Annotated in this window: 13 protein-coding genes; 8 read left to right on the forward strand and 5 right to left on the reverse strand. The window is 44.6% G+C overall.

All coding sequences use genetic code 11. From position 1 onward, the window contains the following. Positions 1 to 28 precede the first annotated feature (28 nt). Positions 29 to 1,153 (forward strand): S-(hydroxymethyl)glutathione dehydrogenase/class III alcohol dehydrogenase, encoded by a 1,125-nt coding sequence (locus CXF65_RS13335; RefSeq protein ID WP_025650771.1) that lies wholly within the window; start codon positions 29 to 31, stop codon positions 1,151 to 1,153. Between the two features lie 177 nt (positions 1,154 to 1,330). Here CXF65_RS13335 and CXF65_RS13340 read toward each other — a convergent pair whose 3' ends face one another. Together CXF65_RS13340 and CXF65_RS13345 are read right to left on the reverse strand one after the other, a co-directional pair. Next, entirely contained in the window at positions 1,331 to 2,026 is a 696-nt protein-coding gene (locus CXF65_RS13340) for a haloacid dehalogenase type II (protein WP_101212496.1), read from the reverse strand. A 70-nt stretch (positions 2,027 to 2,096) separates the two neighbouring features. After that, the gene (locus CXF65_RS13345) at positions 2,097 to 2,750 is read right to left on the reverse strand and encodes a DsbA family protein (RefSeq protein WP_101212498.1); all 654 of its coding nucleotides are present in this window, start codon (positions 2,748 to 2,750) and stop codon (positions 2,097 to 2,099) included. 396 nt (positions 2,751 to 3,146) lie between these two features. On the opposite strand from CXF65_RS13345, the gene nfsB reads away from it, so the two are divergent. From nfsB to CXF65_RS13380, 7 genes are all read left to right on the forward strand, one after another. Next, positions 3,147 to 3,803: an oxygen-insensitive NAD(P)H nitroreductase gene (gene nfsB, locus CXF65_RS13350; protein ID WP_101212500.1), complete on the forward strand. Its 657-nt coding sequence runs from the start codon at positions 3,147 to 3,149 to the stop codon at positions 3,801 to 3,803. Between the two features lie 571 nt (positions 3,804 to 4,374). After that, on the forward strand, positions 4,375 to 5,031 hold the full coding sequence (locus tag CXF65_RS13355) for a 2Fe-2S iron-sulfur cluster-binding protein (RefSeq protein ID WP_025650766.1): 657 nt from the start codon (positions 4,375 to 4,377) through the stop codon (positions 5,029 to 5,031). After that, the gene (locus CXF65_RS13360; RefSeq protein WP_101212502.1) at positions 5,028 to 6,020 is read left to right on the forward strand and encodes an FAD binding domain-containing protein; all 993 of its coding nucleotides are present in this window, start codon (positions 5,028 to 5,030) and stop codon (positions 6,018 to 6,020) included. Before CXF65_RS13355 ends, CXF65_RS13360 begins: the two co-directional genes overlap by 4 nt. A 2-nt stretch (positions 6,021 to 6,022) precedes the next feature. Beyond that, on the forward strand, positions 6,023 to 8,446 hold the full coding sequence (locus CXF65_RS13365) for a xanthine dehydrogenase family protein molybdopterin-binding subunit (protein ID WP_101212504.1): 2,424 nt from the start codon (positions 6,023 to 6,025) through the stop codon (positions 8,444 to 8,446). A 106-nt stretch (positions 8,447 to 8,552) separates the two neighbouring features. Further along, complete coding sequence (locus tag CXF65_RS13370) at positions 8,553 to 9,881, forward strand: XdhC family protein (RefSeq protein ID WP_101212506.1); 1,329 nt, start codon at positions 8,553 to 8,555, stop codon at positions 9,879 to 9,881. After that, positions 9,878 to 10,567 (forward strand): nucleotidyltransferase family protein, encoded by a 690-nt coding sequence (locus CXF65_RS13375; protein ID WP_101212508.1) that lies wholly within the window; start codon positions 9,878 to 9,880, stop codon positions 10,565 to 10,567. The genes CXF65_RS13370 and CXF65_RS13375 overlap by 4 nt, the downstream gene beginning before the upstream one ends. Before the next feature lie 18 nt (positions 10,568 to 10,585). Beyond that, entirely contained in the window at positions 10,586 to 11,158 is a 573-nt protein-coding gene (locus CXF65_RS13380; RefSeq protein ID WP_101212510.1) for a GNAT family N-acetyltransferase, read from the forward strand. A 28-nt stretch (positions 11,159 to 11,186) separates the two neighbouring features. Here the strand turns inward: CXF65_RS13380 and CXF65_RS13385 are convergent, their stop codons facing one another. The 3 genes from CXF65_RS13385 to CXF65_RS13395 form a co-directional block, all read right to left on the reverse strand. Continuing rightward, positions 11,187 to 11,858, reverse strand: coding sequence for a class I SAM-dependent methyltransferase (locus tag CXF65_RS13385; protein ID WP_101212512.1), 672 nt, complete (start codon positions 11,856 to 11,858; stop codon positions 11,187 to 11,189). A 557-nt stretch (positions 11,859 to 12,415) separates the two neighbouring features. Then, the gene (locus CXF65_RS13390) at positions 12,416 to 13,030 is read right to left on the reverse strand and encodes a hypothetical protein (protein ID WP_025650759.1); all 615 of its coding nucleotides are present in this window, start codon (positions 13,028 to 13,030) and stop codon (positions 12,416 to 12,418) included. 40 nt (positions 13,031 to 13,070) lie between these two features. Further along, on the reverse strand, positions 13,071 to 13,700 hold the full coding sequence (locus tag CXF65_RS13395; RefSeq protein WP_025650758.1) for a hypothetical protein: 630 nt from the start codon (positions 13,698 to 13,700) through the stop codon (positions 13,071 to 13,073). Positions 13,701 to 13,802 lie beyond the last annotated feature (102 nt).

Here is a 13,802-nt window from a genome sequence, read left to right on the forward strand (position 1 = left end):
ATAAAACTAATTAAAAAGAGAGACAACTATGTCAGATAAATTTATTAAATCAAAAGCCGCCATCGCTTGGGGCCCAAACCAACCACTATCTATCGAAGAAGTGGATGTCATGCTGCCGCGCAAAGGCGAAGTATTGGTAAAAATCATCGCCAGTGGCGTCTGCCACACTGATGCCTTTACCTTATCTGGTGAAGATCCAGAAGGCGTATTCCCAGCTATCTTAGGTCATGAAGGTGGCGGTATCGTTGAACAAATCGGCGAAGGCGTGACCAGCGTCCAAGTCGGCGATCACGTTATTCCTTTATATACCGCAGAGTGCGGCGTTTGTAAATTCTGTACTTCAGGTAAAACCAACCTATGCTCAGCCGTACGCGAGACTCAAGGTAAAGGCTTAATGCCAGACGGCACCACGCGCTTTTATAAAGACGGTGAGCCAATTTATCATTACATGGGCTGCTCAACTTTCTCTGAATATACCGTCTTGCCAGAGATCTCTTTAGCCAAAGTGGACAAAGACGCACCATTAGAAAAAGTTTGTTTGCTAGGTTGTGGCGTGACCACCGGCATGGGCGCGGTTATGAATACCGCTAAGGTTGAAGAAGGTTCTACCGTTGCTGTTTTCGGTCTTGGTGGTATTGGCCTCGCCGCCATCATTGGTGCAAAAATGGCAAAAGCCAGTCGTATTATCGGTATTGATATTAACGAAGATAAATTTGAGTTGGCTAAGAAGCTTGGCGCGACTGATTGCATCAATTCTAAAGACTATGACAAGCCTATCCAAGAGGTCATCGTTGAGATGACTGATGGCGGCGTAGACTATTCGTTTGAATGTATTGGTAATGTCGATGTCATGCGTTCAGCGCTTGAGTGCTGCCATAAAGGTTGGGGCGAGTCGGTCATCATCGGTGTCGCTGGTGCAGGGAAAGAAATCTCAACCCGTCCATTCCAGCTAGTGACGGGCCGGGTCTGGAAAGGCTCAGCATTTGGGGGCGTCAAAGGCCGTTCAGAGCTGCCTGGCTACGTTGAGCGTTATTTAGCAGGCGATATCCCCTTAGAGGACTTTATCACTCACACTATGCCATTAGAAGATATCAACGAAGCCTTTGACTTGATGCACAAGGGTGAGAGTATTCGTACGGTGATTCATTTTTAAGAGATAATCTTGAAGACACGCCCTAGTTTTATAAGATAGAAAAACCAAAAATGCCGTCCCTATATAAGGGCGGCATTTTTTTAGCATTAAAAATATAGTCAGTGAAAAGTAATATCGATATATCAGCAACATCGTAGCATTTTTAGGATATGTTGACGATAGGCTTATAAATAACGGTTAGCCTTGAGTATCAAGAATGATCTGCTCAGCAAGTGTGACAAGATCTGAGGCCACAAAGTCCGGTGTTGGCACATTGGAGGCGGGCAACATAGCGTTATAAGGACGTTTAAGAAATGCTCCTTGACAGCCAGCCGCTTGCGCGCCAATCGTATCCCAAAGATGACAAGCGACAAGGCACAAATCTGACATTTCAACAGCCAGCTCTTTAGTGATCATTTGATAAGTCTCAGGCGCAGGCTTGAATTTTGCAACCTTCTCAACGCTAAAAGACTGCTCAAAAAACTCACTCAACCCTGCCTTTTCAAGTGGCGTAGGGGACGGGCTGCTCGCTGAGTTGGTTAACGTTACCAGTCGAAACCCTGCGTCACGTAGTTTGGTTAATGCCGGTATTGCATCAGGATGAGCAGGCATTTCGCTCATGCGCTCTTTTAACTCATCGATATCGTCATCTGTCAGCGTGATTTCATGGATATCAGCGGTCATCTGCAACGCATCGACACCAAGCTCACCAAAAGGCGTATAGAGTCCTGATAAAGTCATGGTTTGCGAGTAAAGCACCAATTGGGCAAACCACTCTCTGAGTATCTGCTTGTCATCGAACAGTCGAGCAAATAATGGTTCAAGAGTGGTAATGTCGAGTAGCGTCTCATTGACATCGAACACGATAATCGAGGGTGATTTATTAGAGGACATAAAAGATCCTTTTATGAGTAGCGAACGAAATTTTGTTAACAAAGCTAGTCAGGAAATCCTATCAACAAAGCTAGTCTGGCATGTCAGCTAATTGCTGCAAAATATTCGTGAAATTCTCTACACCTTGCGCACCGCTAACCAGATGACGTTCATTAAAAATTACCGCCGGCACGCTTTGAATGCCTTGCTGCTGCCAATGTTGCTCAGCCTCTCTTACTGCTTTAGCAAAACGCTGGTCGTCTAACACGGCTAGTGCTTCATTACGATCCAAGCCGGTCTCTGCAGCGATATCGGCGAGCACGGCATTGTCAGAAATATTGCGACCATGGGTAAAGTGTGCGGCGAACAACGCTTGCTTTAAGTCGTGCATACAGCCTTGCTGATCTGCCCAGTGCAAGAGCTGATGCAGATTAAAGGTATTATGCATACGTGTGTCATCGTTAAAGTTAAATTCAAAGCCGACCTCACGACCAGCTTCTATTAATCGAGCACGGCTAGCATCAGATTCTTGCTTACTCGAACCATACTTTTCCATAATATGTTCACGCATATTTTGTCCTTCGCTGGGCATATTTGGATTAAGCTCAAACGGATGCCAGCGAATCTCATGTTCGGTGTTGGTTTGCTTGAGCGCTTCTGCCAGCTGGCGGTAACCAATGACGCACCAAGGGCATACAACGTCTGAGACGATGTCTATTCGGAGTGGTTTTTCTGATGTGCTCATATATCCTCGCAAGCATTATTGTTTATTTTTTATGACGGTATTTTATAGCTAGACATATCAGCCAAAGCGACTTGGTTGAATCAGCTTTGGATAATATCACTCAGTCAATATTAAGAGAATGAGGGAGCGATTACAATGTAGTCTGCACAGTCTGCGTTATCACTTAGGTAGCTCAATTGTAACTATTATCAGTAGGATAGCCGAAATTTTTGCAAAAACGGTCTAACAACTGACGCACTGATAACAAAACCCATGACTACTTAACCAATCTGCCGTGGTCACAAAACAGGTTTTTATTTAAAGTTGCTCCATTGAAATTAGCGATGATTATTTATAAATAACGCTAATAATAATTCAATAAACAATAAAAACTTAACACTCACTATGGTGTCATATATGAAAAATATCACTGAAGCAATGAAATGGCGTTACAGCACCAAAGAGTTTGATACCAACAAAAAAATATCAGCAGAAGACTTTCAGAGTCTAAAAGATATCTTACGTCTCAGTCCGTCGAGCACCAATATTCAGCCTTGGCATTTTGTGATTGCTGATGACGAAGCGGGTAAAGCTCGAATTGCAAAAGGCACTGAGGGCATGTATGAATTCAATGATGCCAAAGTAAAAGATGCCTCGCATGTCATCGTATTCTGTAGCCGTGTCTATGCCGATGACGAGTTTTTAGAAGGCTTGCTCGATAAAGAAGATGCTGATGGTCGCTTTGCAGAACCAAAACTCAAAGAGCAAATGCATCAAACGCGTAAAATGTTCTTGGACATTCGTCGTTATGAGCAAAAAGACGAGCCGCATTGGTTGATAGAGCAGTTGTATCTCAATATGGGTGCATTACTACTAGGCGCTGCTACTTTGGGTATTGATGCTGTGCCGATGGAAGGCGCAGATTTAAAAGCGCTTGATGAAGAGTTTGATTTACGTAGTAAGGGCTATACAGCGGTCGCAATGGTTTCTCTTGGCTATCGTAGTGAAGATGATTTTAATGCTGATCTGCCTAAGTCTCGATTTGACGAAGAAACAATCATCACTAAAGCCTAGTTTTAGGTGTTTGATTTGAAATGATCATTCTAAAGTAGCCTCATAATAGTCCTATAAACTTTCGTTTGTGGGGCTTTTCTTTATTGAAGTCTATTTAATATACTACCTTTTTCTAAAAAATAGATTGCCCACTTCACATAATATAGTCAATCCTAAATAAAACAGATACATTATATATCAAGGTGGAACTGGTCTAAATTTTCCTTGTGTGCTGTACCTACGCAGACAGAGGCTGCGAAAAATTTATCCCAGTCCCACTGTATCGTTTTTATACTGAATTCACTATATATTGCTAAATCATATGGCCTGAATTTGAGTGCTGATAAATTAAAACCAATTAATACTAGCTAGCAGCAGATGGTTAGGCTGATTGAGGTAAATGATTATCAGTTAGCTTACAGCGATTGGTAGTACACACTTTTAGGTACTGCCTCGGATTAAAAACTATACTGCAACAACTACAAAATAAAAACAAAACAAGTTTTTTGGTACGCCATAATGGATTTATTGCCGCCGTAGCTATAAGGCGCTTTTTTCACCCATTATATTCATCTGCCAGCGAGAAGCCAGCATGTCTACCTTGACGTTAACAATCAATAAGCAGGATTATCAGCTCGAGAATCTTGACGCCCGTACGACACTGCTCGACGTCTGTCGTCAACATTTACAAATTACTGGACCCAAAAAAGGCTGCGACCACGGCCAATGCGGCGCTTGTACCATGCTCATCAATGGTCGCCGAGTCAACTCTTGTCTCACACTTGCTATCATGCATGATGGTGATGAGATTACGACCATCGAAGGCATCGGTATGCCGGATTCACTATCGGCGCTGCAACAAGCCTTTAAAGATAACGATGCCTTTCAGTGCGGATATTGCACCCCAGGTCAAATTTGTTCAGCGACTGCCTTAATAGAAGAAGTAAAACAAAATTGGCCAAGCCATGTGAGCACAGACTTACAACATCCTGATAGCCTTCTGGTACAAGAAATCGCTGAGCGCATGAGTGGTAATGTCTGTCGCTGCTCCGCTTATCCCAATATCATCAAAGCCATCTCACAAGTACTTGAAAATGAGATGTCAGAGTCTGCTGCCCAGACCAATGACACCTCTACACAAAATTCAAGCGTAACAGGTATTTGGTCACCGCCGTCAAGCGAGGCTCAGTTCCATAAAGCCTCAGCGAATAACAAAACAATAACAGGCAAGGCAGGAGACCACTCATGAAACGTTTTGAATATAGCCGCGCTGATGCACCTAAGCAAGCCGCAACCTCTGCTAGCGGCAAAGACGCTTCTTTTATCGCAGGTGGTACCAACTTATTAGATCTCATGAAACTAGAGATTGAAACGCCAACTAAATTAGTTGATGTGACGCGCTTAGAATTACAACAGATAGAAACGACTGATGACGGCGGACTGCGTATCGGTACGCTGGTCAGCAATAGTGATTTGGCTGCCCATCCTGACGTCATTGCAAATTATCCGGTATTGTCTCGTGCCATATTGGCAGGAGCGACTGGTCAGCTACGTAACAGAGCGACAACGGGCGGCAACTTTTTGCAGCGTACTCGTTGCTATTATTTTTATCAAACAGACAGCGCTTGTAATAAACGTGAACCGGGTACAGGATGTCCTGCTATCAACGGGGAGAACCGTACCCTAGCTGTCTTAGGTACCAGTGATTCATGTATTGCTCAGCACCCATCCGATATGGCAGTGGCAATGCGCTTACTGGATGCCACGATAGAGACAGTTAAAGCAGATGGCTCGACTCGCGCTATCGATGTGAAAGATTTTTATTGTTTGCCAAAAGACACGCCGCATATCGAAAATGTGCTAGAAGCAGGCGAGCTGATTACTCATGTTGTATTACCTGCCCCTATTAAGGGCATGCATACCTATGACAAAGTGCGTGATCGCGCTTCTTACGCTTTTGCACTGGTATCTTGTGCCGCAGTCATCGATGCTGACGACAATGGCAACCTAAAGACAGTACGTTTGGCGTTCGGCGGCATCGGTACCAAGCCATGGCGTAATGAAGAGGTTGAGGCACTATTAATGGATACCGATGGCAATAGCGATGTTATCACGCAGGCCGCTGATCTATTATTGCATGATGCCAAAGGTAATGGTCAGAACGACTTTAAAATACCGTTGACGCGTCGCCTACTAAAACAAGTTATTCAGCGCGCATTAGCGGGCGAGGGAGCATAATCATGGCACTATTAGAATCAATCACACAGTCAGAACCAACCAAAAAACTGACCATGGATGAGCCTGTTGAAACGCTATTTAGCACAACGGCAAGCAAGCTAGTTGGTAAGCCAATCAACCGTGTTGATGGTTCCCTAAAGGTTAGCGGTCAAGCGAAATACAGTGCCGAAATACACTTGGACAATCAAGCCTATGGTGTATTGGTAGGCGCGACCATTGCTAAAGGTCAAGTTGAGAGTATCGATAGTGACTCTCTAAAAGGCATTCCTAATATTATTAAAGTGGTGACCGATCCTGAGCACTTCTTACGTAATTCGCAACAGGGCGGGGCAACAAAAGCACCAACTCAAGGTGTGAGTGAAGTGTTTTATCATGGTCAGCCCATAGCTGTTGTAATCGCCGAAACTTTTGAGGCGGCAAGAGAAGGCGCTAAAGCGCTGAAAGTGACTTATAAGGATGAGACTGACCAAGCGGCATTAAACTTTACCCAAGAGCTCTCTAACGCACATGCGGTAGATGAAGAAAAAGGCTCTGATAAAAATAATGTCCAAGGCGATCCAGACCAAGGCTTAGCTGATGCGGCAGTGACCGTTGATCGCTTTTATCATACCCCAAGTCAAAGCAACTCTCCGATGGAGCCCCATACAACGTTGGCTCATTGGGAAGGCGATAAGCTCGTTTTGTATACTTCCAATCAGATGATCGCTTCTTGCAAACAGCAAGTCATGGATGCTCTGGACCTAAATAAAGATCAAATACAACTGATCGCACACTATGTGGGTGGTGGGTTCGGTAGTAAGCTCGGTATTGCTCCTGAATCTATTGCAGCGGCGATTGCTGCGAAAGATCTGGGTCGTCCTGTGCTAATCACTATGACGCGTTCACAAGTGATGGAAGCAACGGTCAGACGCTCAAACACGCGTCAGCGTATCGCTATTGGTTGTAATAAAGAAGGTATTATCAACACATTTATTCATGATACTACGACCAGTAATTTGCCAGGAGAAGCTTTTTTTGAGCCGACGGCATTATCTACCCATTATCTATACCGTGGTGAAAACCGCCGTGTACATTATCAGATGGTAGATATGAATCAAGTATTATCAGGCTCGATGCGTGCGCCGGGTGAGGCGGTGGGTTTGATTGCGGTTGAATGTGCCATGGACGAGCTAGCCTCACAGCTGGACATTGATCCAATCGAGCTGCGCCGCCGTAATGAGCCTGAAGAGGACCCTACCGAAGAGATTCCTTTCTCCACCCGTCAGCTAGTCGCTTGTATGGAGAAGGGCGCTGAACAGTTTGGTTGGGATAAGCATAATCCCAAGCCTGCCAGTCAATTAGAAGGTGACTGGTGGATAGGTACAGGCATGGCGGCGGCTGCCCGTGGTAACCAATTACAGCCATCTGAAGCACGTGCAACCCTACAGGTAGATGAGTCAAAAGCACTTGGTATCAAAGCAGTTATCGAGACAGACATGACAGACATCGGTACAGGGTCTTATACGGTGTTTTCTCAGGTAGCGGCAGACCTGTTAGGACTGCCTATCGACCATGTTGAGATGAAACTAGGTGACAGTGCATTGCCACCAGCATCAGGCTCAGGTGGCAGTTGGGGTGCTGCGAGTGCGGGTAGTGGTGTCTATCTTGCTTGTGAGCAGCTGCGTGAAATGCTAGCAGAAAAAGTTGGTCTGTATCCTGACAACATTCAGTTAGACAATGGTCAAATCAAGAAAACAGGCGAGCATGCTTTAACGGCAATGGAGGCTGCCAAAAAGAGCGGCCAATCATTTGCTGACAGCACTATTGATAAGCTATCGCAAACCACAGGGCTTTCGCTATCAGGACAGTCAGCATCACAAGAGTATGATTTTGATAATACAGAGTCTTATGCGCTTGCGGATGTGGTCGCTGACTATGATGAGCAAAAAATCACTGCTAAAGGCCAGATAAAACCGGGTAAGAACGGTAAGAGCCATCGCCAAGCCTCTTTTGGCGCGAACTTCGCTGAAGTGGCGGTTCATAAAGTCACTGGTGAGATTCGGGTGAAACGTATGACAGGTGCATTTGCCGCTGGTCGTATTCTGAACCACAAAACTGCAACGTCGCAATGCTATGGCGGTATGGTGTTTGGGATTGGATCCGCGCTAATGGAGGAAGTCATCCATGACAAGCGCGATGGTCGTCTTTGTAACCATGACCTTGCCGAGTATCATGTGCCAGTTAATGCGGACGTACCGCAGTTAGATGTCATATTGGTAGAAGAAGATGATCCTTATACCAATCCAATGCACATCAAAGGTATCGGTGAGACGGCTATTGCAGGTGCTGCTGCCGCGATTGCCAATGCTATCTATAATGCGGTCGGTGTGCGTGTTTATGACTTCCCAATTACGCTTGATAAGCTGCTTGCTGAAATGCCAGAGTGATTTTTAACTCAAGTTTTATTAAAGAAACCCGCCTAAGCTGCGGGTTTTTACACCCTAACGGTTTATAACATAAGCAAGTTATAACATAAGCAAAACAAGAGGCGTTATGAATCAAATCGCTGACATTCTCAAGCTAGCAGGTGAGGCCGCTCAACAAAACGTTGATGCTGTACTGGCAACGGTCGTCCGTACCGAAGGCTCAGCGTACCGTCGTGCTGGCGCGATGATGCTTATATGCGCAGATGGACGCTCGGTCGGAATGATAAGTGGTGGCTGCCTTGAGCCGCATATTATCAAACGTGCCTTTTGGCTTACTCGTAATGGCGCAAGCGTACAAGTTTATCAAACGGGCGATGATATTGAATACACCAAAAATGGCGAAGCGAAAGCAGCTGCTAAAGAAGAGACGTCCGAAAATGATTTTTTAAATGTTGATTTCCATGACGAGCCAGATCTTGATTTAGACGAGTTGAATTTTGGCTTAGGATGTAATGGACGGGTACATGTTTTGTTTGAGCGCTTGGCAACTGCGACGCCGTTGTTAGATACCATTAGTCAAGTTCGACATACTCAGCAGTCCGTCACGATAGCCACATTAATTCGCTCTGCTAGTCGCCAAAACTCAAATCTTGAACTGCAAATCGGTATGCGCATTAATTTGGATAATTATACCGAGTCAGAACAAATTACGACTATAGGCGCTAATGGTATTGGCACTAGTAACAGCTTAAATCAAGCCGGGTTTGATGTTTCAAATACTCTTTTCAATACGGTCGAAAACCTAGCTCAACATGAGCTTGGTAATAAAAAGACCGAATACGTTGTTGTGAAAGATGATGACCATTATGACAACGTTAATTTAGCGACAGAGTGGTTGATACAACGACTAGAGCCACAAATCCGTCTGCTGATTTGCGGGGCAGGCAATGATGTGATGCCGCTGGTCATCATGGCAAAATTGCAAGATTGGCATGTCACCGTTGTAGATAGTCGCGCGCAATACGCCACACGTATACGTTTCCCGCAAGCAGATGAAGTGCTGCCGTTATCGTTGGAAGATACGGATACTTTGCTAAAGCTCAGTCATAACGCTGCTGTGGCACTGATGTCACATAGCCTCAGTCAAGACCGTGCTCGCCTTGCGGTACTATTGACACGTGCCAATCACTATAAGTACCTCGGACAATTAGGCCCGCGCTATCGTACCGAGCGTCTGATAGATGAGATTAAGGCTACTAAATCTGATCCTAATATTTTAAACAACGGTATCAATAAGCTACAGTATCCTATCGGCTATAAGTTAGGTGGCGATGGGCCCGAAGCTTTGGCGCTGGGTATCATGGCGCAAATAAACGCGGTTATGCATGGACAAACGCCACCAGCTAAATGTGTAGATTTAGATAATAGTGACTTAACTATGATGAGCCACGCATGATGACTCAAAATCATGCGGTTATCATTTTGGCAAGTGGTCTTAGTCAGCGTTTGGGTCAAGCGAAGCAACTACTCTGCAAAGATGATGAGCCATTAATCCGCTATATGACCAAGCTTGCATTAGCGACTCAGCCGCAAGCCATTATCATTGTTATTCCTGAAGATAATCCATCAATAGCCAGTGCGATTACCGAGTTAGCTACTCAGCATGCCATTGTTAACACGGTAATGAATCCAATACCCAAAATGGGTATGGCGCATAGTTTATATTTAGGTATTGAGGCGTTAGTTAATCTTGACGACAGTCTTATTAAGCGTGTTTTGATAATGGGGATTGACCAAGTACTGCTAGATGAAGAGCATTTGCTAACCTTGCTAGCAGGCACACAGATGGTGGTTGCAAGTGGCTATAGTAGTTTGAGACATTGGAGTAATGGGCAGGATTTAGATAAAACAGCCGATACTGAAACCTTTAAAAAAGATATCATCGGATTGCCTTTAGCGATTGATTACGAGTTGCTAAAACAATGGCAAGCATCGTTAACAGGAGATAAAGGGCTGCGTTACTTAATTAGAGGACTGCCTTCTAGCCAAATAAGTACCGTGAATAAGCATCAGCTCAGCTATGATATTGACACGCCTGAGCAACTGACTTATGCCAAGCAACAAGGCTGGCTTGATACATAATCACAGATAGAGGCTTCAATGACAAAGGTGATAGAAACTAAACGTCTTTATTTGAGACAGTGGCAGCCAGCTGACTTTGGGGTATTTGCTGAAATGAATGCCGATCCAGAAGTCATGCGTTATTTCCCCAAGCTATTGTCGCCAAAATTGAGCGATGTAATAGCCAATAAATGCCAGCAGCTGATTGCAGATAATGGCTGGGGGTTTTGGGCAGTGAGTGAAAAAGACGGCCCAAAAGCGGACAATAGCTTTATTGGCATGGTGGGTTTAAATGCAGCTCATGCGGATATGTCATTTGCGCCTTGTGTGGAGATTGCTTGGCGGCTGCATAAAGACTATTGGGGACAGGGTTACGCCACTGAAGCCGCGCGTGCAGCGCTGAAATTTGCTTTTGAAGTTCTAGCGCTTAACGAGGTCGTCGCTTTCACCGCAGTCATTAATAGACACTCGCAGCTTATCATGCAGCGCCTTGGCATGGCGGATACACAGGAAGATTTTTATCACCCTATGCTTGATGCTAGACACCCACTTGCCAAGCATGTGTTATACAAAATAACGCGGCAGCAATGGCAAAACACTATCGAAAATTGACTGTATTTATAATTACCATTTATAGGATTTACTTACTATTATCCCGCGAAAACGTCAAAATGTGCCCTTTAAATGGCAAGTCAAGATAAGTGGTATTCTCGGGCTTGACGTGTTGACTGCTAAAACCATATTCAAGCATTTTATTGGTCAGCTTGTTTTTGCGCCCACGCCCAGGGTCTACGACGATGACCTCACATTTTGGTAACGCATGACGTTCGATAAATTCAGCCAAAATATCAATATGTTGGTCTTCATAGAGTAAATCACTACCGATAATGATATCGAACTTGCCAAGGTGGCTATTGTCTTCTGCCCAATCTAAACGCTCAAAGTTAATCTCTTTATTGTTATTCAAGGTGGTATTGCGATCAAGGAAGTACTCAACTGTCGGATGATAGTCGGTCGCCGTAATGTCTGCATGCCGATGATTGAGCAGCAGGCTCGATAATGCCATGCCGCAGCCAACCTCCAAGATACGCTTGCCCGCAATATCATAATCGAGCATGTGATTGGCCAATACCAAGCTTGACGGCCAAATCACGCCAAACATCGGCCAAGAAGCCGAGCAAATACCTAGGTTAAGCGCCTCATCGTCAGGGTCGCTAAATTGTTGGTTGTCACGTAAGGTGCAAATATGGATATCGGTGTTGCCAATTTCAATCGTTTGATAACGCACGCGCACAGTGGTCAGCGAAGTCATAAACTGTCCTAAAAAATAAGCAAGAATGCAAGCTTTGGCAGAGGGTGCCACTTTCAATGAGGGGAAAAGCTGTTGGGTAGGGTTTGCAGCGTTTAAATCTTGGAGAGGTGATAAGCGTCAAGTAAAAGAATAGGTAGAAAAAATATTCTCATTTGGACGATGATAGTATGACCTAACATTTGACAAGTTGTTGTTAATTCTGAGGAGGTTATTCTTACTAATTACCGATTAGCTAACTAATTATCAAATATTTAGTAGCAATTAGCTATAGTCAAAATATTCTAAAACGTGACGGTATTGCTGATATCAATTTTTTGTAGCCTCTGTCTGCGCAGGCACAGCAAGCAAGAAAAGTTGATATCAGCAGTGCATGATGGTTCGATATTACTTTTCACTCACTATATGACACGTTGAACATAGCGCAAGCGTAGAAAAATAGCTTATATAAAAAGTGAATAGTGCTTATTACTTATTACTTATCCTAAGGCGCAGCAATAGAGGCGAGGTATCCAGCCTAATACGTTAGATTGTGACCCGCTTAAAGTCAGGCAGTCACTTTAATTCAAAAATCTTAGTCCAGACGTTTTTAATGCCCAGACCAACTCCACAAAGGCACGACTATTGGTCAGAGGCTCACCATCGATGATGAGTACATAACCTGAACCATCAATCCATAAGAATACAAAGCTGGTCTCAGGAATCAACAAGTCTACTTGCTGAAAGAACGAAATCGCTTGGCTTTCTACTGCCCAGCCGCGTTGCTTCTGGCGTAGCATAAAGCCTGAAAAGTCAGCCGCCGCCACACTTAGCATATCCGCTTCTTCTTGACTATAGCCAATCCGAGCAAGACAAAACCCTTCATCAGAGCCAATGGCTGCTCGGCGCTTACCAGATAAGCTCGCTACCACGTAGGGTAGAAATTGATCCAAGGGCAGATTGGGCGCGGGTAAAAACAGAGACAGCTTTTCAATCCAACCTTGTTCAATAAAGCTTTGTAACCACCCGTCAGAGTAGCGTGCTAGCCAGTCAGCAGCCAGTAGTGTCTGCTCATAGGATAATAAATCCTGTAAAGACAGCTGCGCATCGGTCGGCTCGTTTTGTGAAAATGCCTCAAAAATACCGGCTGGGGTTAAGGTCAGATAGGTTTTATCAGCGTTTAAGTAAGAAGACATAGCGGCTACCGTTGTTGGGAAGTTTTAAATAGGCGATAAGTTAAGTTTTGATATTCTGGCCGTTAGTTTGGTCAAGGCGTTGCTGGCAATGGTTCCAACGTTCATCAAACTGCCAATCGCTTTTGCCTAAGCGAAACCAAACTAATGAGAAGGCAAGGCGATCATGGCGCGCGATACAGTGGGCAAAGAACTCATTTTCGATTTGCTCAATCGTGCCCCAGTCTTGATTATTGCGTGCTTGCATCAGCTCAGTGGTGATGTCTTTTGCAATCTCTTTGGCATCATCGCTACTGATACGCAAACGCTTTGTCTGCTCGTTCAGCGATGGCGACACCAGCACGCTCCAACGGGTCGCCAGCATACTATTGCGCTGAATATAGCTTTTTTTATTAATACAGTCGCGAAAACCCTGCTCAACCTGCGGATACAGGCGGTCTTGAATACGAGTAAATAAATTGGTCACATCGTAAGGAATGTCATACCAGCAGCCATAAAAAAAGTCCGCCACAGCACCTTGTAGCGGTTCTTTCTCGTTTAATAACAGTGCTGCATTGATACGTTGTTCGTGAAAATACCGATTATTGGGCGCCAAGAATACCTTGCGCGAGTAAAAACGAAACACCTTGCGCGCGGCCATCTCACTTTCTTTAATAAGGTCTACATCAGACATAATGGTGTCCTTTAGGTCATCGCTCGCACTCGAGTGCCATAGGCGATAACCTAACTAAGCAAAATAAAACCAAGGTGAAGCAGAATGCTAAGCAAAACGCTA

This window comes from Psychrobacter sp. Sarcosine-3u-12 (assembly GCF_002836005.1).
Lineage (GTDB): Bacteria > Pseudomonadota > Gammaproteobacteria > Pseudomonadales > Moraxellaceae > Psychrobacter > Psychrobacter okhotskensis.

What these genes read in the sequence shown, in the direction of transcription:
- nfsB (WP_101212500.1), top strand. Translation starts at nt 3,147, where the DNA reads ATGAAAAATATCACTGAAGCAATGAAATGGCGTTACAGCACCAAAGAG.
- CXF65_RS13370 (WP_101212506.1), top strand. Translation starts at nt 8,553, where the DNA reads ATGAATCAAATCGCTGACATTCTCAAGCTAGCAGGTGAGGCCGCTCAA.
- CXF65_RS13360 (WP_101212502.1), top strand. Translation starts at nt 5,028, where the DNA reads ATGAAACGTTTTGAATATAGCCGCGCTGATGCACCTAAGCAAGCCGCA.
- CXF65_RS13340 (WP_101212496.1), bottom strand. Translation starts at nt 2,026, where the DNA reads ATGTCCTCTAATAAATCACCCTCGATTATCGTGTTCGATGTCAATGAG.
- CXF65_RS13345 (WP_101212498.1), bottom strand. Translation starts at nt 2,750, where the DNA reads ATGAGCACATCAGAAAAACCACTCCGAATAGACATCGTCTCAGACGTT.
- CXF65_RS13390 (WP_025650759.1), bottom strand. Translation starts at nt 13,030, where the DNA reads ATGTCTTCTTACTTAAACGCTGATAAAACCTATCTGACCTTAACCCCA.
- CXF65_RS13375 (WP_101212508.1), top strand. Translation starts at nt 9,878, where the DNA reads ATGATGACTCAAAATCATGCGGTTATCATTTTGGCAAGTGGTCTTAGT.
- CXF65_RS13365 (WP_101212504.1), top strand. Translation starts at nt 6,023, where the DNA reads ATGGCACTATTAGAATCAATCACACAGTCAGAACCAACCAAAAAACTG.
- CXF65_RS13355 (WP_025650766.1), top strand. Translation starts at nt 4,375, where the DNA reads ATGTCTACCTTGACGTTAACAATCAATAAGCAGGATTATCAGCTCGAG.
- CXF65_RS13395 (WP_025650758.1), bottom strand. Translation starts at nt 13,700, where the DNA reads ATGTCTGATGTAGACCTTATTAAAGAAAGTGAGATGGCCGCGCGCAAG.
- CXF65_RS13380 (WP_101212510.1), top strand. Translation starts at nt 10,586, where the DNA reads ATGACAAAGGTGATAGAAACTAAACGTCTTTATTTGAGACAGTGGCAG.
- CXF65_RS13335 (WP_025650771.1), top strand. Translation starts at nt 29, where the DNA reads ATGTCAGATAAATTTATTAAATCAAAAGCCGCCATCGCTTGGGGCCCA.
- CXF65_RS13385 (WP_101212512.1), bottom strand. Translation starts at nt 11,858, where the DNA reads ATGACTTCGCTGACCACTGTGCGCGTGCGTTATCAAACGATTGAAATT.